The sequence below is a fragment of the Stenotrophomonas sp. YJH_SMC_80 genome (assembly GCF_059372495.1).
The window spans coordinates 42111-66871 of the sequence record NZ_JCAFVP010000005.1; the positions used below are offsets into that span (position 1 = coordinate 42111).

Consider the following 24761-nt stretch of genomic DNA (forward strand, 5'->3'; position numbering starts at 1 on the left):
GTTGTTCCGGTGGGTGCCGACCGTTGGTCGGCACGGCTGCGTGGCCCCGGTCATGACCCCAATCCACCGGCACGGTATCCTGCACGACGGAATCGAGTTCAGAGGTAGTCCATGGCGGGAGCCAAGCGCGGGTGTCTGTTCGTGGTAACGCTGGTGGTGGTGCTGGGCGCCGTCGTGGCCGGCGTGGGCGCGTGGTTCTTCTACCAGCAGACGCGTTTCGCCGATGCCCCGATCACCCCGACCGCCGAGAGCGTGGTCATCGCCAGCGGCGATGGCATGAACAGCGTGCTGCGCAAGCTGCGCGATGCCGGCGTGGACGAGGGCCAGGACGCCCAGTGGCAGTTGCTGGCGCGCCAGCTTGATGCCGCCGGCAAGCTGAAGGTGGGCGAGTACGCGCTCAGCGCCGAGCTGACCCCGCGCGAACTTCTGCTGCGCATGCGCGCGGGCAAGGTGCTGCAGCACCGCGTCACCATCGTCGAGGGCTGGAACATCCGCCAGCTGCGTGCTGCGCTCAAGCGCGCCGAGCCGCTGCTGCACACCACCGACAATCTTGATGATGCCGCGCTGATGCAGCGCCTCGGCTTCGGTGGCCAGCATCCGGAAGGCCGCTTCCTGCCGGAGACCTATGTCTACCAGCGTGGCGACAGCGATCTGGACGTGCTCAAGCGCGCCCATGCCGCAATGGAAAAGGCGCTGGATGAGGCCTGGGAAAGCCGTGCGCCGGACCTGCCGATCAACACGCCCTACGAGCTGTTGACGATGGCCTCGATCATCGAGAAGGAAACCGCGCTGGCCAGCGAACGCCCGCAGATTGCCGGCGTGTTCATGCGCCGCCTGAAGATCGGCATGCGCCTGCAGACCGACCCGACCGTGATCTACGGCCTCGGTGCCGCGTATGACGGCAACATCCGCCGTCGCGACCTGACCACCGATACGCCCTACAACACCTACACCCGTGCCGGCCTGACCCCGACCCCGATCGCGATGCCCAGCCGCGACGCGCTGATGGCGGCCGCGCAACCCGCGGCGGGCGACGCGCTGTACTTCGTCGCGGTGGGCGATGGCAGCGGCGCGCACGTGTTCTCGCCCAGCCTGGACCAGCACAACGCCGCAGTCGCCCGCTACCTGCAGCAGCTGCGCCAGCAACGTACCCAGGAGACCCCGGCGCAATGAGTCCCGCGCTGCTTCGCCACCCGCGTTTCGTCAGCCTGGAAGGCGGCGAGGGCGCGGGCAAGACCACTGCCATCAATGCCATCCGTGACTGCCTGCGCAGCCACGGTCATGAGGTGGTACTGACCCGCGAGCCGGGCGGTACGCCGCTGGCCGAGCGCATCCGTGGCCTGGTGCTGAAGCCCGATGCCGAGATCGCCGCCGAACCGCTCAGCGCCGAAGCCGAGCTGCTGCTGGTGTTCGCCGCGCGCGCGCAGCATGTGCGCCAGGTGATCCAGCCGGCGCTGCAGCGCGGTGCCTATGTGCTGAGCGATCGTTTCACCGATTCCAGCTATGCCTACCAGGGCGGTGGCCGTGGCCTCGACCCGCAGTGGATTGCCGATCTGGAGCGCCGCGCGGTGGGCCTGCTGCCGGGCCTGACCCTGCTGCTGGACGTGGACGTGGCCGTCGGCCGGGCACGCGCCAATGGCCGTGACCTGTGGCCGGACCGCATCGAGAGCGAACAGGATGATTTCTTCCAGCGCGTGCGCGAAGTGTTCCGCAGCCGCGCACAGCAGGACCCGCAGCGCTTCGCGTTGATCGACGCCGGCCAGGAGCAGGCGCGCGTGGCCGCCGATGTGGTCGCGCGTGTCGAGCGCTGGCTGCAGGACGGGGAGGGCGCATGAGCACGTTTTCGCCTTGGCAGCAGCGCGCGTTCGACCAGACCGTGGCCGCGCTCGATGCGGGTCGCCTCGGCCATGGCCTGCTGATCTGCGGGCCGGCCGGGCTGGGCAAGCGTGAGGTGGCGTTGGCGTTGGCCGACCACGTGCTGGCGCGCGGGGACGCCGCGCACGCCACGCGCACGCGCCAGCTGATCGCCGCCGGTACCCATCCGGACCTGCAGCTGGTCAGCTTCATTCCGAACAAGAGCGGCGACAAGCTGCGTACCGAGATCGTCATCGAGCAGGTGCGCGAGATCACCGACAAGCTGGCGCTGACCCCGCAGTACGGCGTGGCGCAGGTGGTGATCGTCGACCCGGCCGATGCGATCAACCGCTCGGCGGCCAACGCGCTGCTGAAGACGCTGGAAGAGCCGCAGCCCGGCCGCTACCTGTGGCTGATCAGCAGTGACCCGGCACGCCTGCCGCAGACCATCCGCAGCCGTTGCCAACGCCTGGAATTCAAGCTGCCGCCGCAGCACGAAGCGCTGGCCTGGCTGCAGCAGCAGGGCCACAGCGAAGCACTGGCGCGCGAAGCGCTGGAGGCCGCCCGCGGCCATCCCGGCCAGGCCGACAACTGGCTGCGCGAAGACGGCCTGAGCCTGCGCCGCGAAGTCGGTCGAGATCTGGAACAGCTGGCCGCCGGCAAGACCGGCGCGGTGGAGCTGGCGCAGAAGTGGTGTGGTGACGACAACGCGGCGCTGCGCCTGCGCTTTGCCGCCGATCTGGCGCTCGCCCAGGCCAGCACCGATGCCTTGACCACGCCGGAGCGATTGCACAAGCTTGCAGCCTGGTTCGATGCGGCCAACCGCACCCGCGACCTGCTGCGCACCACGGTGCGTGCAGACCTTGCGGTGGTCGAGTTGCTGCTGGCCTGGAACAAGGTGAACGAGCGGCCTGCCGCAAGGGGAAATCGATGAGTGCCAGCAACGCCCGCCAGGGCATCCTGTCCCTGGCCGTGAAGGACAAAGCCGCGCTGTACAGCGCGTACATGCCGTTCGTGAAGAACGGCGGCATCTTCGTGCCCACGCCCAAGCGCTACTTCCTGGGCGACGAGGTGTTCCTGCTGCTGACCCTGCCCGATTCCAGCGAGCGCCTGCCGGTGGCCGGCAAGGTGATCTGGGTGACCCCGGCCGGCGCGCAGGGTAACCGCACCGCCGGCATCGGCGTGCAGCTGGCCGACGGTGCCGAAGGCGAGGGCGTGCGCCACAAGATCGAGACCCTGCTGGCCGGCCTGACCGGTTCGGACAAGCCGACCCACACGATGTGAGGTAGCGCCCCGGGCCATGCGGCTGCATGCCTCGAAACGCCCGTGAACACGAATGTGAAAAAGTGTTGACGGCCTCTGAAAAGCCCCTATAATGAGCGGCTCAGCAACACACCGGGCGGTTAGCTCAGCGGTAGAGCATTGCCTTCACACGGCAAGGGTCACAGGTTCGATCCCTGTACCGCCCACCAAATAATCCCTTGATATTTAAGGGTGAACGTTGAAGCCGGCCTTGAGCCGGCTTTTTCGTAAGTGCAAGGTAAGTGCGGTTTGAAGAAATTAGACAGCCTTATCCCACTGGAGGAGGAGCATGGAAATGCGTAATCGTGATGAAGCGGTTTTCGGTGAACTCCTGGCACTTAAGATGATGGTGGCCGTAGCGCTTTCCGTTGCCAATCGCGACAAGGAAGACGCTCGTTCTGCTCTGGCGGAAGCCTTGCAGGCCTGCAAGGAACAGATTCAGGAAGGTATCGCTGCTTCAAAAGCTGAGTTGCAGGCCGATGAGCTCGACACTTCAATAGTGTCCGATGCTGCGTTGGGGACAGTTGATTTCGTCTCTGCGGCTGCCGACAGCCTGCTTAAGTCTATGGGGCATTAAGCCCCGTCATCGCGCGTTGAGCGCTGCCCTCAACGCGCTGCCACCTTTACCAGCGCGTCATCGCCAATCGGTGATGGAGCACAACAGGTCCCCGGCCATGGCCGGCGCGTGGCCACCCGCCAGCCAGCGCGTCGAAGCAGTCCTGGGCTTGCTCCCATGGGCGCCTCGTCGCGAGAAAGATATCCACAGGCTTGTCAATGGCCGGCGGGTTATTTATGCCCTTAGACTGATGACATCAGCTAACGGACAGGCAAATGCACGCTTTCAACGTCTACATCGATGAGTCAGGAGACGAAGGTTTCCAGTTCAGAGACAACAACCGAGGTAGCTCTCGTTGGTTTGTGTTGTCTGCCGCCATCACAAGGACGGATACCGATCTTGAAACGGTGAAGCTGGTCGACCGTGTTAGGACTCAGCTGGGTAAGCCAGCGCGCGCAGATCTCCACTTCCGAAAACTAAACCACGGGCAGCGGCTCCCTTATCTCGCGGAGATATCGGGCGCACCATTACGCACGGTGAGCGTGCTTGTTCACAAGCCATCCCTACAGAGCGATGCGTACTCGGAAAAAGGGCTGCTCTACAACTATGCGACCAGGCTGTTGCTAGAGCGCGTGTCTTGGCTTTGCCGAGATGCGAGGCGTGATGCCCAACACAAGGCGAAGCTGGTTTTCTCGAATCGTAGCAATATGTCCTACACGGAGCTGTGCGCCTACCTGGCTAGGCTGCAGCAGAGGCGGGATGTTCGAATTGATTGGTCAGCTGTTGATTGCCAAAACGTAGCAATCTTCGAGCACAGCAAACGAATGGGTCTTCAAATTGCGGATGCGGTTGCATCGGCAGTTTGGAGTGGCGTCAACCCGAATGGCTATGGATTCACCGAGCCGCGCTATGCGGAGATGCTGCGGAGAACGATGTATCGCCACAAGGGGGCACGATTCGGCTACGGATTAAAAGTCCTGCCGGCGGAGATCATCGCAAACACTCCGCCCCCGGGAGCGGAGTGGCTCCAAGGGGCGGATTGGGCTTGAATAGGGCAGGCCCCGAGAATCAGGATCCCACGTCTTAGACGCTGCCGCCCGAAAGCGACCTGATTGAGGTCTCGCGCATGCCTGCACTGGGAACTATACAACACACCATTCTCATGCCCGATGAGATTTTGGAGGACTGGCGGATGGTCAGTGGCCCTCATTCATCAGGGGTCGCCGCATGGCGAAAGCGACGCCATGGCAGCCAAGCCTTCACTCGATCCCAAAGCGACCTGCCCACGATGGAGTCCAGCAGATGCGCCATTTCAAGCGTGTCCATTGAGATCTCGTTGACCATCGCGGTTATGAGACGCCTTCTCCCGAGGATCCTTGCTCCATTGATGACGGAGGATGGGCTCGGGGTAGCGGTCAGCTCAGAATGAAGCCTTGCGAGTCTGCGCGCGGCACGGTTGATGATGGTCATCAATCGCAGGTCAGGCACGGCTTCCATGGGCACAGAGCGGAGCTGTTCGAGCACTGTACCAACAAGCATTTTCGTCTCGTCGGAGCTGGGGTCCTCCAGTGCCATGAACAGGGTTTGCTCTGTGTGCGACATGAGGCCGATGCAGGCATCAGCCTTGCGACGGAACGCAAGCCTCTCTTGTTTGGCTGCGATTCGGGCAGCGGCGTAGATCGCCAGCGCGGAGAGGAGAGCTTGTGCCCAGGCAGCCCAGACCTCCGGCTTGAGACACGGAAATCCCAAAACCCACGGGCAGTACAATGGGTCAGCCATCTGGAGTTCCTTTCCGGAGAGAAGGGGCAAGCATGAAGGGCGGCCGCGCTACCAGCAAGCAGGCCATCACCCATCTAAGTCGGCTGATCCTTGATGGCTACGTTCAAAGCTGGTCCTCCGCCATGATGCCACCGCTGATCACTGCCGAGCCCACCATCATGCCCTTCTGGTCGTGGCCGCCGTAGGCGACCGGCACAGGATTGCCTTGGGCTTGGGTGTTAACGGTGCCGTTCATGCTGTAGCTCGGTCGGTTCTCGGCACTGTCTTGGGAGCCCAGGCCTTTCGGCTGCGGCCCCAGCATCTGAGCAACGCCACCAATGACCATACCCACGCCGGCATTGATGAACGGTTGTCCCCAGCCACCAGCAATATTCCCGTAGATGCCGACCACAATCAGGACGACTCCAAGGATGGTCTGCAGCACACCGCCTCGCTTGCTGCCAAGCAGCACCGGCGCTATGCGGATGTCTTCATTTCCCGGCGGGTCCTTCAGCTGCTCCTTGGAGAGGTTCTGCCTGCCGATGAAGACAGCGAAGGCCATGCCGTTCCGCTTGGCGCCGTGGAGATACTGCTCGAAGCCCGGGAGGATCGCGCATAGCGCGCGAACGGCCTCGGCGGGGCTGCTGACGGCCAGGCGGAACTTCCGCCCGAAGCGCGCGCCGAGAACGCCGTAGAGTCGGACTGTTCGGATGCGATCGGTCATTTTCAGTTCTTCGCAGGGGAATGAGGAAATTGGCCAACTGCTGCAATCTGAGTGAGCTGCTGATCTGGAGAGATGATGGCCAATCGCACAGCGGGATCGGGCGTTCCTAAATCAACCAGTAGTACTGCGGCGTGGCCTGCCGCGGCCGCGACTGCCATGCGCGTGATGCAGTCAAGGTCGGTGTTGGAGAGTCGGTCGACCATCAGGCGAGCAACCGGCGCGGCGGCGGCTGCGAACGTTGTCGCGGCTATCTGCAAATCTCTGGATATGACGAGCGCGGTCATCAGGTGGCCTTTTTCAATGTTTGCTGGGGCTCCCATCCCGGCGCCATGCCGGCTGTATCCGTTCCGAACCCATCCTCTTCACCAGACGGTCGATGGCGATGTAGGCCCCATAGGCGATTTTTTGGCGTGCCTAGCCAACGGGTGGCTTGGGGCAAAGCCTTGCTGGATGGGGTTTTCGGGGGGGAACTCGCCCCCCAAAAAACGAATTTTCTGAATTGACGGTGCAAAAAAATGGCTGAGCGGCCGGTGTCCGGAGGGAGGGTTTTGAACTTTCACCCTCCCCCTCCGGGGCCTGCGCTTGCCGCTTACGGGCTCGGTGCCAGCGTGAACTTGCGCACTGCCTTCACATCCAAAACTTCAAGGCCGGCGCGCAGCTCGCCCAGGATCTTCACCAAGTTGCGGATGAAGTAGTCGGCGTGCGTGTTGGTGGCGCTGATGCTCATCTGCTCGCGGTCCAGCACGGTGACGAAGCTGGTATCGATCACCAGGGCAGTGCCGGCCGCCAGGTTGGGATTGGTCACGATGCGGCTGTTCCACAGTGACGGCGGCACCGGCATGGTTGGGGAGCCGAAAACGTACTCATCGTCCTGGTCGTTCTTGCGGGTCAGCTGGATGCGGAACCAGTCCATCGGGTTCATCACCACCAGGTTGGGCAGGTAGCCCTCGTTGGCCATAGTGACCAGAGCCTCGCCGATGCGGTCCGCTGGCGTCTCGCCGATAGCGGGTGCAAAGGCGGTGGCCTGGTTCAGCAGGCCGTTGATGCGGCCATCGCCACCAGGGCCATTGATGATCTGGTTTTCCAGGCGGGAGAAGACCTTGTGCGCGATCACCCGGTCGATCTGTTGGGACAAGGCCGACTCGTCTGCAAGCACCTGCTTGGAGGCGGTAGTGTGCCCTGCGATGGTCACGATGTTCGCCTTCTTGAGCGCGCCGCTGAACTCCAGCTCTGCCTTCTCGTCGCCTTCCTTGATCTGCTCTTCGGCATCGCCTGTCGCGTTGAGCTGGACAAACTCCACAGTGTTGCTGCTGGTCGGGCGGCTCGGCAGTACGCTGAGCAGACTGAGAGGTGCCAGAACCGGACCCACTACACCACGTCGGTCGGGGTTGGTCGGGATCGAGGTGTCACCAGCCTGTCCCACGCCCACATTGGTGAGCGCCGCTCGGATGGAACTGTCCACGTTGACGCGGGCCGAGAACTGGCTGGGCTTCATGCCGCGCTCAGCGGTCTCTGCAGCGTTCGCAAAGGATGCATCTTCACGCAGCTTCGAGGCAGCCACACTACCCACGTCGGGTGCCGATGCGCTGAAGCCGCCGCCGCCGTTGGCATCGATCTTGGCCAGCACCTGCTGGGTGCTCTGCAGATCAGCGCGCATGCCCTGCACATCCTCGCGCAGAGTCTGAACTTCTTGCGCCGTCTTTTCGCGGTAAGCCTTCACCTCGCTGCCTACTTCCTTCACTGCAGCATGGACCATGCTGTAACCGTCGTTTTCCATCGCGCTCTCCTTTGAGCCAAATTTCTCGTTCAGCAGGTCCCGTGCGGCTGCCTGCAGGCTTGGGCTTGAGGACAGTGCCGCGCTGGCACGGGCGCGGTACGCGAGCAGGCCATCGACGCACGCCAAGGGGATGCCATGGCGCGCAGCGAAACTCTTAATGTGCTTGTGCTCTTCGTCCACGTTGCAGCTCCTCTTGCCTGGCTGCAGTTTTACGCGTGCGCGTGGGTGGTCGAAATGCTTTCGATACGCGGAGCAGGGGGTTTAGCTACGCTACGCGGTGATCTTCGTCGGACCAGTCGATCAGGGCCACGCCAAGGCGCATAGCTTCGATCTCGGTCAGTACGTCCAGTAGGATGCGGCGATTGCGAACCGCCTTCTGCTTGCAACGGTTGCTGCAATAGCGCCTGGGCCGACCGGTGGCTGCGATGGCCACCGGTCGGCCGCATGTTGCACAGGTCGGGCACGCTTCAGTGAGAAGCTTGGCGCCCATCAGTACAGCAGCCTGCCAATGGCAGCGACAACGCGGCGCACGTCATCCAGCAGTGCCTCATCGGCTGGGACGCGGTCATGCTGCTGCTCAAGCCATTGCTGAGCTTGCAGGTACTGTTGGTATATCGGGCGAACGTCGTTTCCGGCGTCATGGTGCACCTGGCACTCGGCGATTGCGGTGCTTGGGCTCCAGTGGTCCGGCGGCTGCCAGGCCGTCTGCAGTTCGAAGTGCGTCACTGCAGCGCTCCACCAGTGGCGGGGATCGTCATGATGCGCTTCATCTGCTGATAGTCATCGATGGTCGACCACCAGATGCATGGTGCTGCCGGGTTGATCTCTAGTGCCAGCACCATGCGTTCGCCACGCTCCAGGACGTTGGCAACCTTCGCCGTCAGCTCGGGGTCGGTCGTTTGCAGCTTGGCCAGCATTGCCTCGGCCAGGGTGGATGCCGCAGCGTTAAACGCCCGTGCGGCGGTTTCGATGTCGGTATCGATGCTCATGGTTTTGTCTTCTCCGTGGTGGTGGCCACTTTCCAGGCAATTGCCGATTTAACGGTCAGCGGTAGCTTTCGCCAGCGCTCCCTCTGTGTGAGGCGGGACACGACTTGCTCCGCCTCCTGTTTTGGACAGCCAGCACGCATCAGCTGCTTTGCCAGCGCGCGCTTCGTAAGTGCGCCGATCAGTGTCACTTTGGACATGAGGTTTTCCATGTTTGAGACTGGATGACGCCGGCCATTGCTCGGGGTCGCCGAGATCCGAGGTGTGTGTGCATACGGTCCCGGTGTGGTCGCGTATGGATTCTGTTGGCAGTGGTGAGCGGCGCGGCCTGGTGAACGTGCTTCATCGGGAGCGCCCGCTGCAGCCCTGCGCCCGCTGCATCATTTGTCAGCCGTGACGTGGCGTCACCCGTGGGCAGCGCGCGGCCGGCCCGGTTGAAGGGTGCAATCTGCGACATGGCAAAGGGTGCAACCAGCCGTAGTGGCGAAGGGTGCAAGGTGATGCATGGATGGTGAAGCGGTGGAGCCAAAGCTCGGCTCCGCTCCGCTACCGCCTGGTAGTAGTTACCTGTGTAGTGCGTAGCGCTACGGTTTATGGCCATCTGTTGCTCCATGCGTAGCGCCAGACGCTACGCTTTGGTTAACTGATCGTTACGCTGCCCTGCTGACGTAGTGCTGGGCGCTACGGTCCGTAGCGTCTGGCGCTACCGCGTTTTTTCCGCAGTCGCTGTCGCTTGGCCTCCAACGCATGTACGTCCTCTTTGCATCCACGTCGTCACCGGCCGGGCCGATGTTCGTAAGGAGGAAGGATCTTGCGCGGCCTGTGCCTGTCTTCTGATCGAAGCTGCCGGCCTTCGCCTCCTCAATCCAGCCGCGCTCCAACAGCGCCTTGAACGCGTTCTGGATGGGCCTTTGCGTGACTCCTATGCGCTGCATGGCTTCGCGGACGCTGAGGAACACTTCCGCGCCAGTGGAAGGCCTGTACAGCGCGCGCAGATGCATCAGTAGTACGACGGCCACGGGTTCGAGTGTTCGAAATGCCAGGCTTTCCATCTCCCATAGGTAGATTCGGACGTGCGGCGAGACGGGGACATAGACGCTGCTGGCGCGTCCCGTTGCCCGCGCGCGCCGCTTGGCCTGCTTGCGGGCTTCTCGCTCACTCATCTGCCTCCCCTACAATCACGATGGCCACCTTCTTCCCGATGTAATGCCTCGGCAGAACGGTGAACGGGAGGCAGGCGCCTACCTGCGAGCGATACACAACGTCCGCCGTTGGGACAGCGGCCGACGTTGCGGATGACCGCCGGCTTGGGGGCGCGCTATCTGAGCTGTCGAAGAGATCTCGATCCATGTCAGGCCTCCACCGCGGTTGCGAGTGCCGACGCGTAGGCCTGCTCGATCTGCTCGGCAAGGGCCAGGCCCCGCCGGAATTCGACAACCTGCTTTACCGCTTGGCTGTGGACGCCTTGGAGCGCCTCGCGGGAGACTGGGTTGGCGGCCAGGGCCTTCAGGTCGGCACGCTCGATCATGCGGAGGGTGTCGTGCATCACCTCTTCGACTGATCGTTCGGCGGAGCTGCGGCGGGCAGGCTTGCGATTGCGGAAACGCTTCATCCGACCCTCCGCGTGGTGGTGGCGTACACGACCATCCCCAGGATCACCAGCAGTTCGGCGGCGATTGGGTAGGCGGCGCCGGGATCGCTGCGCGTGGACACGTACAAGCCGCCTGGGCGGGCCTGGATGAATCGAATGGACTGCTCCCCATCGATCTCCACCGCATAGCACGCGTCGCCCACGAAGTAATTGCGGCGGAGGTCAACGTGTAGCACGTCGCCCGGCTCATACTTCGGAGCATTGAGGCTGTCTTGCACCAGCACCTGGCCCCAGCGCGCGGTGTCAGAGAAGTCCGGCAGAGCGGCGGGGAATTGCCCGATTGCGGCCGGCAGTGGTTGGTGTACGATAGGCGTCATGGTCAAGTCGTTCCTTGCAAGGGTTCGGCGGTGACTTTTACGGCTCGTCCCGGCTGCAATCCGGGCGGGCCGTTTCTCTATCTGAGGTTTGAGCATGTCGACCTCACGCGGCCGCGCCGCTGCTGGATTCCTTCTCCCTGGCCTCGATGAACTCGCGCAGCGCGCGGGCCGACACCATGCGTCGGCGGCCAACCTTGAAGGTTCGGATTTGGTTCTTCGAAATCGCGGCGTAGAAGGCGTTTCGGTTGAGACCCGTTACTGCGCACGCCTCGTCCGTGGTGTAGCTCAAGCGCTCGGCTTGCTGGTTCATTGCAGGAGTTCCTCGGTTGGGATAGGGCGCATGCCACTACCGTAGGTGCATCCTGACGTGCACCTATTTTAGTGTCAAGTAGTTTGACTCTGTTTTAGTGGCATAATTTCTGAATGAGCCAGCCCGAAATGATCAAGACCCAGCTCCGCCTGCCAGCAGACCTTCATCAGCGATTGGTGAAATTCACCGGAATCACCGGTCGGTCGATGAACGCAGAGATCGTTCACCGGTTGGAGCAATCTCTGAATCCGATGGCCCAACTCGGGAGCATGGGGCTGCGCGCGCAAATAGCCGCCGAGCGGGAGTTGGCTCAGTCCACTGTTGAGATGCTGTCCCGGGCTGTCGATGAACTGCGGGGACGAATCAAGAGCGGCGGCACGGGTAGCTACCCCAGGCAGGCGGCGGGGCGCTCTGTCGAAGAAGCTCTAGCAGATGCCATTGAGGCGAGGGACATGTTCCAGAACACCGTAGATGCGGCGACGGTGCTGCTGTCGGAGCTGTCCATTGCAGAGGTCAAGGGCGAAGACTCCGCCGTGGATGAGATCCGCGACCGTGCTGAGAAGTGGGGGTTGCTGGTACAGCGTTAGAGGAACTGCACCTGCGCGAGCTTGTCCCGAGCGGCACCCTGCACCAGGTGGCCGTAGTGCTTCTCGATCATCGCCAGCGACGTACCGGCCAGCTTCGCCACCGTCAGCAGGTCCATACCGCCCACGATAGCGTCGGTGATCCAGCAGTGGCGTAGCGTGTAGAGCGTCACACCGGCAGGTAGCCCAGCGCGCGCAGCGGCATCACGGACAAGCTCGCTCCAGTCGGTAGGCGTCCACACCTTCTTCCCGTCCTGGGTGAACAGGTGCGCCTTGGGCAGCTTCCCCTTGGCCAGACGGTCGAACAACGCAGTGGCAGCGGGGGAGAGCGGTATCTTGCGGTCGTGGTCCTTGCTGCGGAACCTCACGCTGGCGGTGCGGCCGTCATAGTCCGAGCGCAGGCACAGCGACGGATCGCCCGGCCTGCAGCCGGTCAGCGCCACACACTCGATCAGGTCACGCACAGGCCCCTCAGCGGCCTCCAGCAGCGCGCGCCGCTGCTCCCGCTCCAGGTACAGGCCACGGCGCTGGCCGGCATCCTTCAGCGGCTTCACGGCGTTCCACTCGAAGGCGAGGTCGGGGGAAGCCTTGCGGCGGGCCACAGCGTGGTTCAGTGCGGCCACCAGCGTCGTGCGGATGCGGTTGATGCTGGAGCGTGCCAGCGGCTTCGCCACCGGTGGCCGGCCGCGCTTCACTGGCAGCGGCGGGAGGTCGCCTTTCTCCACCCGGTCGCGCCAGGCCTCGATGTGATCCTGGTGGAGATCCTTCAGGCGCACTTTGCCTAGCTTGTCGCCGTAGAGGCAGCGCTCAAACCGGCGCTTGGCGTCATCCGCTGCGGTCTTGCGCCCATCCTTCTCCAGGGCGGTCACGTAGTCGCGGCAGGCGTCGGCCACGGTGAGTTCGCTCTTGGGGGCGACCACGGCGAGCGGGGCGCCATGCTGGGACGCCTCCGACAGGGCGGCAAGGGCCGCGGCGCGCGCGCCGGCCAGCGTCATCACCGGGTGCTTGCCGAGCGTTCGCCGCTTCCCGCGCCCCCAGGTCACGATGTAGGACTTCACGCCAGAGGGCTGCACCCGCAGCAGCAGGCCCTTCATGTCGCTGTCGCTGATCTCGTAGGGCTTCTCGCTGGGCTGGGCCAGCTCCACGGCGCGGATCGTCAGCTTGGTTCCCATGTCCCGTAAGTGCGTCGTAAGTGCAAATTGCAGTGTGCGGCCAAATTCAGTGGGACGCAACGACACTGGAAATCAAGGGTATCTGGATGAATGCCTTGTGCCATAAGGGCCTATGCCATCCTTCACACGGCAAGGGTCACAGGTTCGATCCCTGTACCGCCCACCATGTTGCAGAACGAAAGAAGCCTCCAGAAATGGGGGCTTTTTTGTTGCCTGACCATCAGCGCGGCTTTCCGGCATCGTTGGAAGCGCGACTCACCGGCTCCCTCAACCGCGCGAAGCGCTCGGGGGACGCACTTCACCGATGCGGGCACAGGATTCCATCCATGCGCTGTTCCGTGGTTCACGGCCGGCGTACTCTCGAGGCAGTGCCGTGCCCCCATTCCCTGGAGTGCCACCATGCCGCTCGCCCGCATCGATCTTCGCAAAGGTAAATCCGCCGACTACCTGCAACGTGTCGGCGAAGCCATCTACCAGGCCATGCGCGCGGTGGGCGTGCCGGAGAACGACCGCTTCCAGATCTTCCAGCAGCACGACGCCGGCACGCTCATCTACGACCCCGGATACCTGGGCGTCAACCGCACCGACGATTTCATCTGCATCCAGATCACCTGGAACGAAGGGCGTACGCTGGAGCAGAAGAAGGCGTTGTACGCCGGCATCGCCGATGGACTGCACGCGGCGGTGGGCATCCGCCGCGAGGATGTGTTCATCAATCTTGTTGAAGTAAAGAAGGAGAACTGGTCGTTCGGTAATGGCGTGGCGCAGTACGTGAGTTGATGCGCGGAAAGCACCACGCATGGCGTGAATCTACACTTCGCTGCCGACCTGTTCGCCTTCGCTGGCCGGGGCATTGCTGGCCGCTTTTACTGCGTCGGCGCTGTTGGGTTGTTCGCATTCGATGCGCGTGACGTAGCCCTCGCTGCCGATACTGTGCTCGGCACGCTTGACCAGCCACTGCCCATCCACGCCCTCGCGGAACCCCTGCATCACCACGGTGGCTTCGGCCATCAGTGTTTCGCGGCCGGGCAGGGTGTAGCTGAGCGTCCGCGTCTGCCGTGCCTGTTCGCGATGCTTGGCGCGCGCCGCCGCTTCTGCGCTCTCCCGGTCGGCATAGGCCATGCGCAGGCGCATGATCGGTTCACCGCTGCCGACCTTCACTTCCTGGCGCTTGGCACTGCGCACGTCGCGGTAGTACGCAATGGTGGTACCGGCATCTTCGCGTGCGGCAAGGGTTACCCGGTAGTCGCTGCCATCGGCCGGGGTGAGGGTGACATCGGGAATGCGCTCGCCGCTGGCGCTGGTGGATTCGCCCCGCTTCACGAACACCAGGCGCCCGCCTCCGGGCTTGGCGATGGCATCGTGCTGTTTGGCCAGGCGCAGCAGCAGGTTCATGTCCGACTCCTGCGACTGCACCGTCAGCGGCAGCACGATGGACGCCAGCGATGCGCTCACCGCTGCGTTCAGCCCATGCTCGCCGGCCATGCGTCGCACCATGTCGCCGATCGTGGTGCCCTTCTTCCAGGTGCGTGTCTTCTGCGTCTGCAGGTCGCTCTTGCCCCCCTTGCTGGTCTCGAACGGTGCCGCCCGGGCGCGCAGCGTCATGCTGCCGGGAAAGCCGGAGATCTCCACCTCGTCGCAGATGTACAGGCCTACGCGCCGCACTTCGCCGTCATAGCCGATGAAGGCCTCCAGTTCCGCGCCAACCGGTGGCAGCTGGATCGGATCGGACGGATCGTGGTCGGCCAGCTGCAGTTCCAGCGTGTCGGACGTGTTGCCGGTCTCGTCGGTGATGCGCAGCGACTTGAAGCGCGCCATGATCTTGTCGGTGATGTCCTGGCTGTTGGCCACCACGCGGAAGGCCGGTGTGATGTTCAATCCCACAGGGCGACTCCCTTGCGCTCGCTGGCCGGGCGCTGCACCTCCGGCAGGGTGATCGCTACGCCGGCAGGCAGTACCGGGCCGCGTGCGGCCAGGCCCGGGTTGGCATCGAACACCGCGCGCAGGATGGGCGGTGACTGCTCGCCATAATGCGCGTACGCGATACGGTCTACGACGTCGCCGTCGCGGGTGCTATACGTTCGTGCCATTGCTGTGCTTCCGCAGTGAAAGGGTGAATTCCTGTTTCAGGATCGCGCTGTCGGCGGTGAACTCGCTGGCGGTGGCATCGATCTTCTCGATGACCCACAGGCCCAGGTTGCCGCCTTTGCCGGTCAGCAGTCGATGAGGCGTGCCCTGCGCGGCCAGCTTGCGCAGCTGTGAGAGCTCATTGCCGGCGCCGCGGAACTGGTAGTAGATGACGCCCGGCAGGGTCATGCTGGCTGAGCCCGGGCCGGTGTACTGCAGGGCCGCCATCTGGCCGATGCGGTCCTGCGCCTGCCAGCGATACTCGTTGGATTGCTGGATCTCCCGGAAGACCGCGGTGTTGAGGCTGAACTTGAAGCCGCCCAGCATCAGCAGCACCGGGGCGTTGCCGGAGTCATTGGCTTTGAACTGCGACAGCAGCTTGTCCACAGTGCCGGTTACGAATTCGCGTTTCATGCTCAGTTCCTGTCTGCCAGGCCACCACGGGCGGCAACCGCGTTGCGACGTTGCAGCTCATCGGCCGTGCGGCGCGCCACCGATTCGCTGGATTCACCGGGTTGCTGGTGGATGGTGATGTTGTTGGTCTGTTGCTGCTGCACGGTGGTCGGTGCGCGCATCGTGGGCGAGGGCATGTCCGGCGCACGGCGTCCCTGCGCGCCGCTCAGCTCGGCCATGCGGCGGTTCAGGCCATCGTTGTCGTTGGTGCCGACCGCGTACGCAACGCGCGCCATGTCGCCGATGCCACCACCGCCGCGCGCCTTCATGCCGCTGTAGATGTTGGCGGCGCCCACTGCGGTCTGCAGCCCGCCCTCGGCGACCTCCAGCGCTTTGTCGTTGGCAGCCCCTACGCCACCACCAAGCTTGTCCATGAACCAGCCGACGCCTTCGATGACTGGCTTGAGCTTTTCCAGGATGCGGTCGAACGCTGCGGTCGCCTTCTGGCTGATCGACTCCCAGATGTTGCCAAGGGTTTCGTTGATGAAGCCGGCGACGGTGCCGAGCATCTCGCCCAGCCACACCACCGCCCCCACCACGCCGCCGATGACCTGGATCACCAGCCGGAAGTTGGTCAGCAGCGCCTCACCCACCAGCGAGCCGATCTGGGCGACGCGTGACAATTCATTGCCGGTGTACTGCGCCGGTTCCAGCATCTTCGACAGCCAGTCCCAGGCCTGGCCGATCAGCCCGCTCATGACTTCCCAGGCGGGGCGCAGTGGTTCAACCGCGCGCATCAGTTCACCCATCGCTGCGGTGCCTGCACCGCTCAGGCCTTCCCAGACGCCGCCCAGGAATGCCTTGATCGGTTCCCAGTACTTGCGCACCAGCAGGGCGCCGGCGGTGATGGCGGCGACGGCAACGGCGATGGGGCCACCGCCGATGGCACCAATGGCAGTTGCGACGATGCGGAAACCCGATGCCAAGCGCATGGCCATCGGCCCAAAGCGCCCCAGCTGTGCCAGCAGGCTGCCGCCACGGAACAGCTGGAAGGCCTTCTGCACGCCCAGGACCGGGCCCTGCAGGAAGGTCCAGGCATAGCGAGCGCCGAGTACCGCCGCGCGCATGCCCAGCATGCCGACCACGATCTGCGTGGTGTTGGCGATCAGCTTCGGGTTTTCCTGCACGAACGAGGTAACCCCGTTCAACAGCTCGGTCAGCTTGACCGCGGCCCCCGCCGGGATCGAAGTTGCCGCTGGTCCAGATGTTCCCGCCTGCGCTGAGCGTTGCGCTATAGGCACCCTCCACATTGCGGAAGGTGAAGGAGGAACCTGACTTGAAAATGTAGCTGTCACCGGTGCCGAAGTAGATGACACCATCGGTCAGCGTGCTGCCCCAGCCGGACAGGCGCAGCGAGTTGTTGGAGATGGAAACCGCGCCGGTGAACGTCCCGCCACTCTTGTCCATCTTCGCTTCAGGCGCGAAGTTCCCGGCATGCCACATCGGCGAGCCGTTCCAGCGCGGCGTGTCACCATGCTTGATGGTTATCTCGCTGCTGGCACTGCGGTCCGCGCTCCACACGCGCCACAGGCTGGAATTTGCCCAGCCGCCAATGAAGGACTGCTCGGCACCGGCGGCACCGAAGCCCAGCAACGGATACGTGCCGCTGATGAACTGCTGGTCGGTGAACGTGTTGCCGCCCCTGGACGCCTTGCCATCCAGTGCCGACTGCAGCCCGGTCACATCGGCAATCACATGCTTGTGGCCCACGGTGGCGAAGTCACCGGCCAGGGCGAACTCGGAGGCGTGCTTGCCGTCCAGGGTGTCGGCGTCCAGGCCGTTGCCATGCCCGGTGTCCTTCAGTGCGGCGCTCTTCAGTTCCAGCGCAGTGCGCGCCGCCGCGGTGTTCGCCGCAGACAGCAGTGTCTTCGCCAGCGCGGTCGGGGCGCTGGCGCCGAAGCGCTTGTCGGTGTAAGCGCGCACGCCACGCGGGGTAGCTGCGCGCTGGGTGTCGGTCGCATCTTCGGCTTCGGTGCTGGTGGCCAGCTCGACCACGCCGACGACCTCGGTGGTGGCCGGTGGATAGAGGAAGCCGGCATCGCCGAACTGGATCTGCGTCGTGTCGATCCCGCTGAAGCGGGTATCGGTGGCCAGCAGCAGCATCGATGCGGCCGACTTCTCCATGATCGGATCGGCCTGGCCGTAGCTGGCGAACAGCGTACCGTCAGCCAGGTACAGGCCGAAGCCGCGCAGCGTGTAGGAGGTGGCGCTGTCGTCGCGGATGGTGACGTGCACGGTGTCATCGCCCACGGCCTGGCCGCCGAAGGTGGCGACGCGCTTGATCTCGCCGGGCAGTGCGGTGAGCCCCGCGGAAGGCACGAAGGCGGTCGAGGTCAGGCCGATCTGGGTGATCAGCACGGCGTTGGTGCCGGTGTTCGGCGGATTGACCAGCTTGGCGAAGCCGGCATCGGTGATTTTCAGGCGCATGCGGGGGTTACTCTCCGATCAGTTGAAGGCGGCGGAAGGCCGTGGCGTGGGCGGCTGCAAGTGCGCCGATGGCGGCGTCGGCCTGCATGCCCTGGGTAAAGGTGAAATGCGAGCGCACCGGCTTGGTCCGGGTGATTTCGCCGATGACGTCCTCGACGAACATCGCCGTGGCGGACTGGCCATCCTGGTTGGCGATGGTCATCACCGCTTCGAAGGTGTGCGGCGCGCCCTTGGGCTGCAGCTGCCACCACTCGCGGATCAGCACCGAGCCGCCGAAGGCGGCCACCACGTCGCGCACGCTGCCGGCGGTGCCCTTGCGGCGCTGGATGGCGATGGCCGTGCGCACCCGTGCGCGTTTCACCGCTTCGGGCCAGTAGGCCTTCCATTCGTCCACCGACAGTGCCCAGGCCAGCCAGGGCAGCAGTGCGGTCGGACAGCGGTCGGCATCCCACAGCGCGGTGATGTCCACCGGCAACGGACGCGCAACGATGGCGCGGGCAAGCGCGCGCTCGGCGTGGGTGGCGTTGGCGGGCAGCAGGTTCGCCGCCGAGGGCACCACCACCTGGGCGTCACCATCGATGACCTCGCCGGGCGCCGGTGCAGCGGCCAGGGTGACCCGGCTGCCCTCGATGACGCTGCCCTGCAGCGGCTGCCGCCCCCGTGCATCGGTGCGGTACACCGCCTGCAGGCTCGCCAGCGCGCCGCCGGGGTGGCGGAAGGTGCGGTTGCGGCCATCGATCGCGCCGCGCAGCCGCGCGTTGATCAGGCGCGTGCTCGGCTCATTCATCGGTGCCGCCGTGGGTCAGAGTCACGCCGGCGCAGTGGGTGGCTTGGGTTCGGTCCACCACCACATCTGCAGCCGGATGGACGATCTCCACGCGCTGCACGCCCTCGGCATGCAATGCGGCGAACAACCCCGAACGGGTGACATCGCGGCCGAGGCGATGTGACTCGCTGATGTAGCGGTCCAGGCGGGTGCGCGCTTCGGCAAGCACGACCTGCGAATCCGGGCCGGCAAAGGTGAACAGCGTGGCGTCGACCGAGTAGGTGACGATCGTGGCCGGCTTCACCAGCACGTGGTCGGTCAGCGGTCGCACGTCATCGGCGCTCAGCTTCGCCTCGACGATGTCGAGCAGGCCCTGGGTGGCGGTTCCATCCGCTTCGCGCGACAGCACCGAGACCACCACTTCGCCGGGGGCGGGACTGGTCGCACTGGCGTCGAGCACGCGCGGGTCGGCGCTCAGCGCATGGAATACATAGGCACCTTCCGGCCCTGCCACGCTGAACCCTTCCGGGCCCAGCTGGATGCGGCGGCGGAAGTCCTCATCGCTCTCATATCGCGGTGGAATGCCTTCCTGCGGCCTGCCCGGGTCGAGCACCTGGCGGGCGACGCCGAAGATCGCGGCGAGGTGGTCCAGGTCGCTGCCACCGGCATAGGCCAGCATCACGCCACGCGCGGCGTCGTTGACACGCTGGCGATCGAGCAGGCGCAGGTAGGTGCAGACCTCCAGGATCTTGAAGGCCGGGTCCGACGGCAGCAGCGCGTCGAAAGTGGGATCCAGGGCCTGCAGTGCGGTCAGCGATTCATCGAACATGGCTTCGAAATCGAGCACTTCGATGACCGCCGGTGCAGGCAGCTGGGACAGATTGACACTGGTGAACGAGCCGGATGCCACGGTTAGCGAACCTCGATTCCTTCGATGGTGATGGCCTCGCCGTCCGGCAGGTGGATCCCGGTCACTGCCAGGATCATCACGCCGGGGGCGGGGAGGGAGACGTCGACGTTCTCGACGTGGAGACGCGGTTCCCATCGCGCCAGCGCGTCGACGGTGGCCGCGATCAGGTCCATGCGCAGCGAGCGGTTGGTCGGCGCATCGATCAGTTCAAACACGCGTGAACCGTATTCGCGGCGCAGTACGCGGGAGCCAAGGGGCGTGGTGAGAATGTCACGCACGGACTGGTGGAGATGGGCGAGCCCATCCAGTGATTTGCCGGTGTTGGCGTCGATTCCTCGCATGGCCTCTATCGTCGTGGAGTGCGGTTTTTCAGGGCATTGCAGGCGTGGCCGCTCAGGCCTGGGCCGGCGTGGTCGGGGCGGTTGGGCCCTGTGCGGTGTGCGTGTGTGCCTTCAGGCCGATGGCACCGGCCTTGACTTCGCCCGGTGTGCTGATGTCCTTGCCGGCGCTGATCGCGCCGCTGACATCCAGATCGCCGGTCGCCTTGATCGAGGGTGTATCGAGCACGATCGATTCGCTGGCGATCACCTGTGCATTCGCGCAGGTGACGATGACCTTGCCGCTGCCGACATGGACGTTGAGCGTGGTGGTTTCCTGGTCGTACTCGACGCTGCTGCCGTCGGCGAACGCGGTGCGTTGCCGCAGGCGCGAGTCGGCCGGCGGCGGAAAGCGGTCCTGGTACAGGCTGCCGAGTACAAGCGCCTGGCCGGGGTCGCCATAGGGGCACGCCAGCACGACCTGCTCGCCTGGTTCGGGCGCGCACCAGCTGCGCATGCCAGGTCCGGCGCGGCGCTCCAGCCAGGGAATCCAGTCGGTAAGCATGCCGTCGGCATCGACGCGAACGCGTCCGTTCGCTTCGTCCAGCTCGCGTACCACACCGATCATCAGCAGGTTGCCGATCAACCGCGCGTGTTCGGCGCTCATGGTGCGCGCTCCGGCAATGGCTGGTAGCGGGACTCATGGACGCGGCCGATCTCCGGCGCGAAGCTGTAGCACGCCTGCGGCACCACGCCGCCAGCGTCGTCCCAGGGGTTGTCGCCCAGCGCGACCGGCAGTGACCACTCGACGATCCAGGTGCGCAGGCCCGGCTGTGCCGCCGCGGGGTCTTCCGGCAATGCTGCAATCACATCGATCGCACCGCTGGCAACGCCGGGGAAGCGGCCGAGCTGGTGCAGCCAGGTCGCCAGGGCGAGGGCCGCGTTGCGCAGCTGCAGCGCTGTGGTTGCATCGGTCGCCGGCAGCGCAATGCGCGCTTCGAAGCGCAGCGTGGCCTGCAGCAGGCCACTGCCATCATTGTTGTCCCTGCTGCGGTCACAGCGGGTCATCGCCAGCAGGCAGGACGGCAGGGGCATCCCCTCGGCGTTGGCTTCGCGATGGAACTCGACGCTTGCAAACCCCGGAAAGCGTGCGCGGATTGCGGCTTCGATCGCGGCAATCAGCGGATCGAGCGTGGGAGGGAAGGGATCGTTCGCCATGTCAGCTCATGCAGGGAAGGGAAGAAGGGCGTGGCCCGTGCGGCGCGCGCGGTCTGCAGCCAGTGTTGCCATCACCGCGGTGGGGTGGCATTGCAGGCGTGGCCGTATCCGGCAGGCTCAGTGCGTGGGAGTGGCACTGTTGCCGCAGTCGGCGGGTGCTGCCGGCGCGGCGCCATTGATGGTGATGCCGCGCTGGCTGCCGAGGCTGCACAGCAGCGCACTCAGCTGGTCGGCCAGCGCGTGGTACTGCTGTGCGACCGCAACGTGATTGCGCAGCAGCGCGTCATCGCTGGCTGCGTGCAGGTCCGGCAGGCGGGGTGGGGGAAGCAGCTGGGCAGGTGCGATGCTGAGGTCAGCGCGGCAGGGCGTGGCCGGCGTTGGCCTCGCGCCAGATGCGCACGAACTCAGCGTCAGCGTCGCCGCGATCACGACCAGGAGTCTTGGCATGGGTCTCGATGTCCCGTTGCAGGGTGTTGAACTGTTCGGTGTGCCGGGCTTGGTGGGCCAAGCGCTGTGATTCGGCCTGCGCGCCTGCGGCGGTGTTGGCGAGGGCCTGTTGGTGCGCGCGCTGGACTGCATCGGTGCGGGCCTCCTGCTGCGCTGCCCGGGTGGTGGCAACGGCAAGGTCCGCAGTGCGGTCGCGCAGGGTCCATCCCAGCCAGGCGCAGCTCGCGTGGCTGCCGGCAAGGACCAGCAGCCCGATGCCCAACCTCAGTGCCGCGGGCGTCACTGCAGGGCTCCGCCGGCGGCACGGTACGCCGCGCGCAGTGTTTCCAGTGCGTGCTCCTTCTGGCCGTAGCCGGCGCCCGGCAGCGATGCCCAGATGCGCCGGGCCGCGGTGACGGCGGCATCGAAGCGTCCCAGCCGGATCAGCTCGTAGGCACCACACTGTTTCAGCAGGGCGACTGCTGCACGGTCCTGGGAGACTGGCCCGAAGTCAGGCAGGCCCAGTCGCGCGCGCAGGTCATCCCAGGTGCTGCGCAGGAACTGGTAGCGGCCGGCGGCGCTGGATTTGATGCCATAGCGTGGCAACGACACCAGCACGCGGGGATGGTCGCGGTAGTCGGTGAACAGCTGGCCACCGACGATGACGTCGTAGCCGCGGTCACGTGAGCGCTGGTTCGGAATGTCGGTGCCTTCGGATACCGCCAGCATGTCCAGGAATGCGGCGACGTTGGCGCCACCGAGGGCGCTGGCTGCCGCGGCGGTCATGCGGCGGCCCCCGGCTGCTTGCGCACCAGGTTCAACAGAGCGTCTATCTGTACGCTCTGCTGGGCGATCTGTGCACGCAGGGCGCTGACTTCACCGCGCAGCTGCCCGATCTCCTGGGCCATTGCCTCGCGCTCGTGCATCAGCCCATCAGCGCGTGTACGTTCGGCCGCGAGCTGTTCCTGCAGGGTGCGCAGGGTGTTGCTGGTGGCTTCATCGGCGGTGCGGTCGACCTTGGCCGACGACAACCATTGGCGCAGCCACAGCGACACCGCGATCAGCACGCCCGAGGTCCCGCCCAGGTACTTGGCCCAATCCGGCACGCCAGCCAGCAGGTCGCTCTCGTTCATGCGCGTGCGTATCCCTTGAGCAGGGCCGGGTGGACAGCCGGTGGCAACGCGGTGCGCGCACCACGCAGGGCGCGCTTGATGGTGGTCTGTGAGACGCCGAACTCGCGCGCGACATGGTCGCGTGGCATGCCGCTGGCGACCGCGCGGGCAATCTGTTCACGGCGTTCGTGCGCGCCGGCAGCGAAGCAGGATGCCAGGAACAACAGTTCGCCGCCGAAGTGCGCGACCAGCCGCTGGGCGACGTCGTGGCCAAGGATGTCGATCAGCCGGTGCTGGTCGGGCAGGGTGGAGGGTACGTAGACGATGACGCGGTGACGGCCGGTGGTGCTGGAGGTGGTCGGCGGCCAGGCACGCACCAGCGTGAGGGCTGCGGATTCGCCGATGACCTCGGCCAGGGTCTGGATGCTGTCGGGCAGGGCGTTCATGGAGGATGTCTTCAGTGGCATTGATCTCCACTGTTGCCATCCCGCATGACCAGTCAACACCTTTCATCTACTTTTATATCGGTGCGCTGAAGACGTTCAGTCGTGCGTGAGGAGGGGGGAGGAGCACGACACGCCTGCTTGCAGTGAGCCGAATCCGCTTGCTCTGGCCGCTGGTGTTTTCCTGTACATCCGTACTCGTTGTCCTCACCTGGCAGGAACAGAGGCAGATCAAGGGGATGGGGCAGGTACAGGGTGAGGACGGCCACCTGCCACACAGCCTCATGCGCCGTGTACTGGCCGGAAACGAAAAAGCCCCGGACGATGCCGGGGCTTCAGGACTGCAGGGGGCGCTGGATCAAAGATCGAACACCAGGTTGCCGCCGGTCTTGCGGGGGATGTACCCGGCGTCGCGCAGCCAGCGTGCCGCGTTGACCTGGTCCATGCGCTTGACCGGGAAGCGGTTGGCGAACATCAGGAAGCGCGCCACGGTGATCGACTCGCCCTTGCCCTTCAGGGCCGCAAGGGTTTCGACGAACCATGGCGCGGGCGGCTGCTGGCTGCCCGGGCGGGCCACGGTACGCGTCTGCTGGGCGCTGCCTGCGCCTGCCCGGGCAGTGGCCAGCGTGCACAGCGAGATGAAGATCGCATCCAGGCTCACGATGTCCTTGCTGCCCTTGGGCTGGGACTTGAACAACTCGATGGCCTTCAGGCGCGTCGACGTGAACTGTTCGACCTCCATGGCGTTTCCTCTTTGCGAAATGGGTTGGGGATGCAGGGTGACGACAGGTGTCGTCGGTGATGGGGGATGACCTTACATCATTTTCGCCGATGATGGGTCGGGGCCTGCGCTGGGTTCGGGGGATGGACCGGATGGCGGGCCGGCATTCCGGATCAGATCACACCGCGCGAACGCAGCTGGTCCAGCGATCTGCGGACCAGATCGGCCGGGGTGCTGTCATTGTCGACTTCGATGTCGACCAGCTCATGCGGCAGCGGCTGCTCGCTGGCATGAGGGTCGCTGCTGCGATGGCCTGGGCGATTGACGCGGATCACGACACCACCACGACGGCGGATCGCGCGGGCCTCATTGGCGAAGCGGACGTCGGGTACCAGCCCGCCCTCGGGCAGGCGTGCGAACAGCGAGCGTACCCACAGCTCGGGATGGACGCGGTCACGCCCCCACTCGGTACCGGCGGTCTGCATCAGGTGGCGCGGGGTGAGTTCGGCCAGCCAGTCGATGGCGTCCTCCTTGCGGTTGTCCAGTTCGTGCAGGGAGAGCCCGAGGAGGGAGGCGACCAATTGCCGCAGTGGGGCCGCGAAGCTGTCGCATGGCAGTGACAACGCCGACGCCAGTCCATTGGCGAGTGTGTCCTTGCCCGAGCGCTTGCTGCCGGCGATGCCGATGTAGAGCGGCACACGAGAGCGTGGCGCCGGCCGCAGGGCGATGCTGCCCAGTGCAGGGCCGGCACGGAACGCGGCCAGTGTGTCGGCAATCAGGCGATGACCGCTGTCGAGGGAGGCGGGAATCATGCGGAATCTACTCCTGGAGAAATGCGGCAGGTGCCGGA

36 protein-coding genes and 1 tRNA gene are annotated in these 24761 nt (G+C 65.0%); 9 read left to right on the forward strand and 28 right to left on the reverse strand.

Features of this window, described 5'->3' with window-relative positions:
* The first annotated feature begins 111 nt into the window (after positions 1-111).
* From mltG to AC5P99_RS10495, 7 genes are all read left to right on the forward strand, one after another.
* A complete protein-coding gene (mltG, locus tag AC5P99_RS10465; RefSeq protein WP_108270516.1) occupies positions 112-1173 on the forward strand; it encodes an endolytic transglycosylase MltG in 1062 nt (353 codons plus the stop codon).
* Positions 1170-1835, forward strand: a complete 666-nt coding sequence (gene tmk, locus AC5P99_RS10470) for a dTMP kinase (protein ID WP_005412450.1) — start codon at positions 1170-1172, stop codon at positions 1833-1835. The genes mltG and tmk overlap by 4 nt, the downstream gene beginning before the upstream one ends.
* Positions 1832-2788 carry a DNA polymerase III subunit delta' gene (locus AC5P99_RS10475; protein ID WP_005412451.1) on the forward strand — a complete coding sequence of 319 codons (957 nt, stop codon included), beginning with the start codon at positions 1832-1834 and terminating at the stop codon, positions 2786-2788. The genes tmk and AC5P99_RS10475 overlap by 4 nt, the downstream gene beginning before the upstream one ends.
* Positions 2785-3138: a PilZ domain-containing protein gene (locus AC5P99_RS10480; RefSeq protein ID WP_005412452.1), complete on the forward strand. Its 354-nt coding sequence runs from the start codon at positions 2785-2787 to the stop codon at positions 3136-3138. Before AC5P99_RS10475 ends, AC5P99_RS10480 begins: the two co-directional genes overlap by 4 nt.
* A 113-nt stretch (positions 3139-3251) precedes the next feature.
* A tRNA-Val gene (locus tag AC5P99_RS10485) sits at positions 3252-3326 on the forward strand.
* Positions 3327-3445: 119 nt separating this feature from the next.
* The gene (locus AC5P99_RS10490) at positions 3446-3733 is read left to right on the forward strand and encodes a hypothetical protein (RefSeq protein WP_495213126.1); all 288 of its coding nucleotides are present in this window, start codon (positions 3446-3448) and stop codon (positions 3731-3733) included.
* Between the two features lie 254 nt (positions 3734-3987).
* Positions 3988-4761, forward strand: coding sequence for a DUF3800 domain-containing protein (locus AC5P99_RS10495; protein WP_495213127.1), 774 nt, complete (start codon positions 3988-3990; stop codon positions 4759-4761).
* A 157-nt stretch (positions 4762-4918) separates the two neighbouring features.
* Here AC5P99_RS10495 and AC5P99_RS10500 read toward each other — a convergent pair whose 3' ends face one another.
* The 11 genes from AC5P99_RS10500 to AC5P99_RS10550 all read right to left on the reverse strand — a co-directional run bounded on the left by AC5P99_RS10500 (position 4919) and on the right by AC5P99_RS10550 (position 11235).
* Positions 4919-5491: a hypothetical protein gene (locus tag AC5P99_RS10500; RefSeq protein ID WP_495213128.1), complete on the reverse strand. Its 573-nt coding sequence runs from the start codon at positions 5489-5491 to the stop codon at positions 4919-4921.
* 103 nt (positions 5492-5594) lie between these two features.
* Positions 5595-6194 carry a tail assembly protein gene (locus tag AC5P99_RS10505; protein WP_495213129.1) on the reverse strand — a complete coding sequence of 200 codons (600 nt, stop codon included), beginning with the start codon at positions 6192-6194 and terminating at the stop codon, positions 5595-5597.
* A gap of 2 nt (positions 6195-6196) precedes the next feature.
* Positions 6197-6478, reverse strand: coding sequence for a hypothetical protein (locus AC5P99_RS10510; RefSeq protein WP_495213130.1), 282 nt, complete (start codon positions 6476-6478; stop codon positions 6197-6199).
* A gap of 305 nt (positions 6479-6783) precedes the next feature.
* Positions 6784-8151 carry a phage major capsid protein gene (locus tag AC5P99_RS10515; RefSeq protein WP_495213131.1) on the reverse strand — a complete coding sequence of 456 codons (1368 nt, stop codon included), beginning with the start codon at positions 8149-8151 and terminating at the stop codon, positions 6784-6786.
* Positions 8152-8460: 309 nt separating this feature from the next.
* A complete protein-coding gene (locus AC5P99_RS10520) occupies positions 8461-8697 on the reverse strand; it encodes a hypothetical protein (protein ID WP_135965965.1) in 237 nt (78 codons plus the stop codon).
* A complete protein-coding gene (locus tag AC5P99_RS10525) occupies positions 8694-8960 on the reverse strand; it encodes a hypothetical protein (protein ID WP_049469137.1) in 267 nt (88 codons plus the stop codon). Before AC5P99_RS10525 ends, AC5P99_RS10520 begins: the two co-directional genes overlap by 4 nt.
* Positions 8957-9157 (reverse strand): hypothetical protein, encoded by a 201-nt coding sequence (locus tag AC5P99_RS10530; protein ID WP_495213132.1) that lies wholly within the window; start codon positions 9155-9157, stop codon positions 8957-8959. The genes AC5P99_RS10525 and AC5P99_RS10530 overlap by 4 nt, the downstream gene beginning before the upstream one ends.
* Positions 9158-9607: 450 nt before the next feature.
* The gene (locus AC5P99_RS10535; protein WP_495213133.1) at positions 9608-10120 is read right to left on the reverse strand and encodes a hypothetical protein; all 513 of its coding nucleotides are present in this window, start codon (positions 10118-10120) and stop codon (positions 9608-9610) included.
* A 188-nt stretch (positions 10121-10308) separates the two neighbouring features.
* Positions 10309-10569 (reverse strand): hypothetical protein, encoded by a 261-nt coding sequence (locus tag AC5P99_RS10540; protein WP_495213134.1) that lies wholly within the window; start codon positions 10567-10569, stop codon positions 10309-10311.
* Entirely contained in the window at positions 10566-10925 is a 360-nt protein-coding gene (locus AC5P99_RS10545; protein ID WP_495213135.1) for a hypothetical protein, read from the reverse strand. Before AC5P99_RS10545 ends, AC5P99_RS10540 begins: the two co-directional genes overlap by 4 nt.
* A gap of 103 nt (positions 10926-11028) precedes the next feature.
* Positions 11029-11235, reverse strand: coding sequence for a helix-turn-helix domain-containing protein (locus AC5P99_RS10550; protein WP_135965969.1), 207 nt, complete (start codon positions 11233-11235; stop codon positions 11029-11031).
* A 113-nt stretch (positions 11236-11348) separates the two neighbouring features.
* On the opposite strand from AC5P99_RS10550, the gene AC5P99_RS10555 reads away from it, so the two are divergent.
* Positions 11349-11822: an Arc family DNA-binding protein gene (locus AC5P99_RS10555; protein ID WP_495213136.1), complete on the forward strand. Its 474-nt coding sequence runs from the start codon at positions 11349-11351 to the stop codon at positions 11820-11822.
* Here the strand turns inward: AC5P99_RS10555 and AC5P99_RS10560 are convergent.
* Complete coding sequence (locus tag AC5P99_RS10560; RefSeq protein ID WP_495213137.1) at positions 11819-12991, reverse strand: site-specific integrase; 1173 nt, start codon at positions 12989-12991, stop codon at positions 11819-11821. The two genes, AC5P99_RS10555 and AC5P99_RS10560, sit on opposite strands and share 4 nt — an antisense overlap.
* Before the next feature lie 399 nt (positions 12992-13390).
* Here AC5P99_RS10560 and AC5P99_RS10565 point away from each other — a divergent pair, with 399 nt between their 5' ends.
* Positions 13391-13771, forward strand: a complete 381-nt coding sequence (locus AC5P99_RS10565; protein WP_172963519.1) for a tautomerase family protein — start codon at positions 13391-13393, stop codon at positions 13769-13771.
* Positions 13772-13801: 30 nt separating this feature from the next.
* On the opposite strand, the gene AC5P99_RS10570 is transcribed toward AC5P99_RS10565, so the two are convergent.
* The 16 genes from AC5P99_RS10570 to AC5P99_RS10645 all read right to left on the reverse strand — a co-directional run bounded on the left by AC5P99_RS10570 (position 13802) and on the right by AC5P99_RS10645 (position 24723).
* Complete coding sequence (locus AC5P99_RS10570) at positions 13802-14875, reverse strand: phage late control D family protein (protein WP_051187995.1); 1074 nt, start codon at positions 14873-14875, stop codon at positions 13802-13804.
* Entirely contained in the window at positions 14866-15081 is a 216-nt protein-coding gene (locus tag AC5P99_RS10575; protein WP_088436025.1) for a tail protein X, read from the reverse strand. Before AC5P99_RS10575 ends, AC5P99_RS10570 begins: the two co-directional genes overlap by 10 nt.
* Positions 15065-15532, reverse strand: coding sequence for a phage tail protein (locus AC5P99_RS10580; RefSeq protein WP_005408323.1), 468 nt, complete (start codon positions 15530-15532; stop codon positions 15065-15067). Before AC5P99_RS10580 ends, AC5P99_RS10575 begins: the two co-directional genes overlap by 17 nt.
* Positions 15533-15534: 2 nt before the next feature.
* The gene (locus AC5P99_RS10585) at positions 15535-16398 is read right to left on the reverse strand and encodes a hypothetical protein (RefSeq protein ID WP_495213138.1); all 864 of its coding nucleotides are present in this window, start codon (positions 16396-16398) and stop codon (positions 15535-15537) included.
* Positions 16313-17998, reverse strand: coding sequence for a phage tail protein (locus AC5P99_RS10590; protein WP_495213139.1), 1686 nt, complete (start codon positions 17996-17998; stop codon positions 16313-16315). The genes AC5P99_RS10585 and AC5P99_RS10590 overlap by 86 nt, the downstream gene beginning before the upstream one ends.
* Positions 17999-18005: 7 nt before the next feature.
* Positions 18006-18554 carry a phage tail protein I gene (locus AC5P99_RS10595; protein WP_134948479.1) on the reverse strand — a complete coding sequence of 183 codons (549 nt, stop codon included), beginning with the start codon at positions 18552-18554 and terminating at the stop codon, positions 18006-18008.
* A 223-nt stretch (positions 18555-18777) separates the two neighbouring features.
* A complete protein-coding gene (locus AC5P99_RS10600; protein WP_005412462.1) occupies positions 18778-19674 on the reverse strand; it encodes a baseplate assembly protein in 897 nt (298 codons plus the stop codon).
* A 2-nt stretch (positions 19675-19676) separates the two neighbouring features.
* Complete coding sequence (locus AC5P99_RS10605) at positions 19677-20015, reverse strand: GPW/gp25 family protein (protein ID WP_005408332.1); 339 nt, start codon at positions 20013-20015, stop codon at positions 19677-19679.
* A gap of 52 nt (positions 20016-20067) precedes the next feature.
* Positions 20068-20658, reverse strand: coding sequence for a phage baseplate assembly protein V (locus tag AC5P99_RS10610; protein ID WP_099530046.1), 591 nt, complete (start codon positions 20656-20658; stop codon positions 20068-20070).
* A complete protein-coding gene (locus AC5P99_RS10615; RefSeq protein ID WP_495213140.1) occupies positions 20655-21209 on the reverse strand; it encodes a hypothetical protein in 555 nt (184 codons plus the stop codon). Before AC5P99_RS10615 ends, AC5P99_RS10610 begins: the two co-directional genes overlap by 4 nt.
* 117 nt (positions 21210-21326) lie before the next feature.
* Positions 21327-21656 (reverse strand): hypothetical protein, encoded by a 330-nt coding sequence (locus AC5P99_RS10620; protein WP_495213141.1) that lies wholly within the window; start codon positions 21654-21656, stop codon positions 21327-21329.
* 279 nt (positions 21657-21935) lie between these two features.
* The gene (locus AC5P99_RS10625) at positions 21936-22421 is read right to left on the reverse strand and encodes a glycoside hydrolase family 24 protein (protein ID WP_012479306.1); all 486 of its coding nucleotides are present in this window, start codon (positions 22419-22421) and stop codon (positions 21936-21938) included.
* The gene (locus tag AC5P99_RS10630; RefSeq protein ID WP_005408337.1) at positions 22418-22768 is read right to left on the reverse strand and encodes a hypothetical protein; all 351 of its coding nucleotides are present in this window, start codon (positions 22766-22768) and stop codon (positions 22418-22420) included. Before AC5P99_RS10630 ends, AC5P99_RS10625 begins: the two co-directional genes overlap by 4 nt.
* Entirely contained in the window at positions 22765-23193 is a 429-nt protein-coding gene (locus AC5P99_RS10635) for a helix-turn-helix domain-containing protein (protein WP_223846372.1), read from the reverse strand. The genes AC5P99_RS10630 and AC5P99_RS10635 overlap by 4 nt, the downstream gene beginning before the upstream one ends.
* Before the next feature lie 355 nt (positions 23194-23548).
* Positions 23549-23932, reverse strand: a complete 384-nt coding sequence (locus AC5P99_RS10640) for a hypothetical protein (RefSeq protein WP_033835195.1) — start codon at positions 23930-23932, stop codon at positions 23549-23551.
* Positions 23933-24084: 152 nt separating this feature from the next.
* Positions 24085-24723: a deoxynucleotide monophosphate kinase family protein gene (locus AC5P99_RS10645; protein ID WP_495213142.1), complete on the reverse strand. Its 639-nt coding sequence runs from the start codon at positions 24721-24723 to the stop codon at positions 24085-24087.
* Positions 24724-24761: the final 38 nt, after the last annotated feature.

What these genes read in the sequence shown, in the direction of transcription:
- mltG (WP_108270516.1), top strand. Translation starts at nt 112, where the DNA reads ATGGCGGGAGCCAAGCGCGGGTGTCTGTTCGTGGTAACGCTGGTGGTG.
- tmk (WP_005412450.1), top strand. Translation starts at nt 1,170, where the DNA reads ATGAGTCCCGCGCTGCTTCGCCACCCGCGTTTCGTCAGCCTGGAAGGC.
- AC5P99_RS10475 (WP_005412451.1), top strand. Translation starts at nt 1,832, where the DNA reads ATGAGCACGTTTTCGCCTTGGCAGCAGCGCGCGTTCGACCAGACCGTG.
- AC5P99_RS10480 (WP_005412452.1), top strand. Translation starts at nt 2,785, where the DNA reads ATGAGTGCCAGCAACGCCCGCCAGGGCATCCTGTCCCTGGCCGTGAAG.
- AC5P99_RS10490 (WP_495213126.1), top strand. Translation starts at nt 3,446, where the DNA reads ATGGAAATGCGTAATCGTGATGAAGCGGTTTTCGGTGAACTCCTGGCA.
- AC5P99_RS10495 (WP_495213127.1), top strand. Translation starts at nt 3,988, where the DNA reads ATGCACGCTTTCAACGTCTACATCGATGAGTCAGGAGACGAAGGTTTC.
- AC5P99_RS10500 (WP_495213128.1), bottom strand. Translation starts at nt 5,491, where the DNA reads ATGGCTGACCCATTGTACTGCCCGTGGGTTTTGGGATTTCCGTGTCTC.
- AC5P99_RS10505 (WP_495213129.1), bottom strand. Translation starts at nt 6,194, where the DNA reads ATGACCGATCGCATCCGAACAGTCCGACTCTACGGCGTTCTCGGCGCG.
- AC5P99_RS10510 (WP_495213130.1), bottom strand. Translation starts at nt 6,478, where the DNA reads ATGACCGCGCTCGTCATATCCAGAGATTTGCAGATAGCCGCGACAACG.
- AC5P99_RS10525 (WP_049469137.1), bottom strand. Translation starts at nt 8,960, where the DNA reads ATGAGCATCGATACCGACATCGAAACCGCCGCACGGGCGTTTAACGCT.
- AC5P99_RS10530 (WP_495213132.1), bottom strand. Translation starts at nt 9,157, where the DNA reads ATGTCCAAAGTGACACTGATCGGCGCACTTACGAAGCGCGCGCTGGCA.
- AC5P99_RS10535 (WP_495213133.1), bottom strand. Translation starts at nt 10,120, where the DNA reads ATGAGTGAGCGAGAAGCCCGCAAGCAGGCCAAGCGGCGCGCGCGGGCA.
- AC5P99_RS10540 (WP_495213134.1), bottom strand. Translation starts at nt 10,569, where the DNA reads ATGAAGCGTTTCCGCAATCGCAAGCCTGCCCGCCGCAGCTCCGCCGAA.
- AC5P99_RS10545 (WP_495213135.1), bottom strand. Translation starts at nt 10,925, where the DNA reads ATGACGCCTATCGTACACCAACCACTGCCGGCCGCAATCGGGCAATTC.
- AC5P99_RS10550 (WP_135965969.1), bottom strand. Translation starts at nt 11,235, where the DNA reads ATGAACCAGCAAGCCGAGCGCTTGAGCTACACCACGGACGAGGCGTGC.
- AC5P99_RS10555 (WP_495213136.1), top strand. Translation starts at nt 11,349, where the DNA reads ATGAGCCAGCCCGAAATGATCAAGACCCAGCTCCGCCTGCCAGCAGAC.
- AC5P99_RS10560 (WP_495213137.1), bottom strand. Translation starts at nt 12,991, where the DNA reads ATGGGAACCAAGCTGACGATCCGCGCCGTGGAGCTGGCCCAGCCCAGC.
- AC5P99_RS10565 (WP_172963519.1), top strand. Translation starts at nt 13,391, where the DNA reads ATGCCGCTCGCCCGCATCGATCTTCGCAAAGGTAAATCCGCCGACTAC.
- AC5P99_RS10575 (WP_088436025.1), bottom strand. Translation starts at nt 15,081, where the DNA reads ATGGCACGAACGTATAGCACCCGCGACGGCGACGTCGTAGACCGTATC.
- AC5P99_RS10580 (WP_005408323.1), bottom strand. Translation starts at nt 15,532, where the DNA reads ATGAAACGCGAATTCGTAACCGGCACTGTGGACAAGCTGCTGTCGCAG.
- AC5P99_RS10590 (WP_495213139.1), bottom strand. Translation starts at nt 17,998, where the DNA reads ATGCGCCTGAAAATCACCGATGCCGGCTTCGCCAAGCTGGTCAATCCG.
- AC5P99_RS10605 (WP_005408332.1), bottom strand. Translation starts at nt 20,015, where the DNA reads ATGCGAGGAATCGACGCCAACACCGGCAAATCACTGGATGGGCTCGCC.
- AC5P99_RS10610 (WP_099530046.1), bottom strand. Translation starts at nt 20,658, where the DNA reads ATGAGCGCCGAACACGCGCGGTTGATCGGCAACCTGCTGATGATCGGT.
- AC5P99_RS10615 (WP_495213140.1), bottom strand. Translation starts at nt 21,209, where the DNA reads ATGGCGAACGATCCCTTCCCTCCCACGCTCGATCCGCTGATTGCCGCG.
- AC5P99_RS10620 (WP_495213141.1), bottom strand. Translation starts at nt 21,656, where the DNA reads ATGCCAAGACTCCTGGTCGTGATCGCGGCGACGCTGACGCTGAGTTCG.
- AC5P99_RS10625 (WP_012479306.1), bottom strand. Translation starts at nt 22,421, where the DNA reads ATGACCGCCGCGGCAGCCAGCGCCCTCGGTGGCGCCAACGTCGCCGCA.
- AC5P99_RS10630 (WP_005408337.1), bottom strand. Translation starts at nt 22,768, where the DNA reads ATGAACGAGAGCGACCTGCTGGCTGGCGTGCCGGATTGGGCCAAGTAC.
- AC5P99_RS10635 (WP_223846372.1), bottom strand. Translation starts at nt 23,193, where the DNA reads ATGAACGCCCTGCCCGACAGCATCCAGACCCTGGCCGAGGTCATCGGC.
- AC5P99_RS10640 (WP_033835195.1), bottom strand. Translation starts at nt 23,932, where the DNA reads ATGGAGGTCGAACAGTTCACGTCGACGCGCCTGAAGGCCATCGAGTTG.
- AC5P99_RS10645 (WP_495213142.1), bottom strand. Translation starts at nt 24,723, where the DNA reads ATGATTCCCGCCTCCCTCGACAGCGGTCATCGCCTGATTGCCGACACA.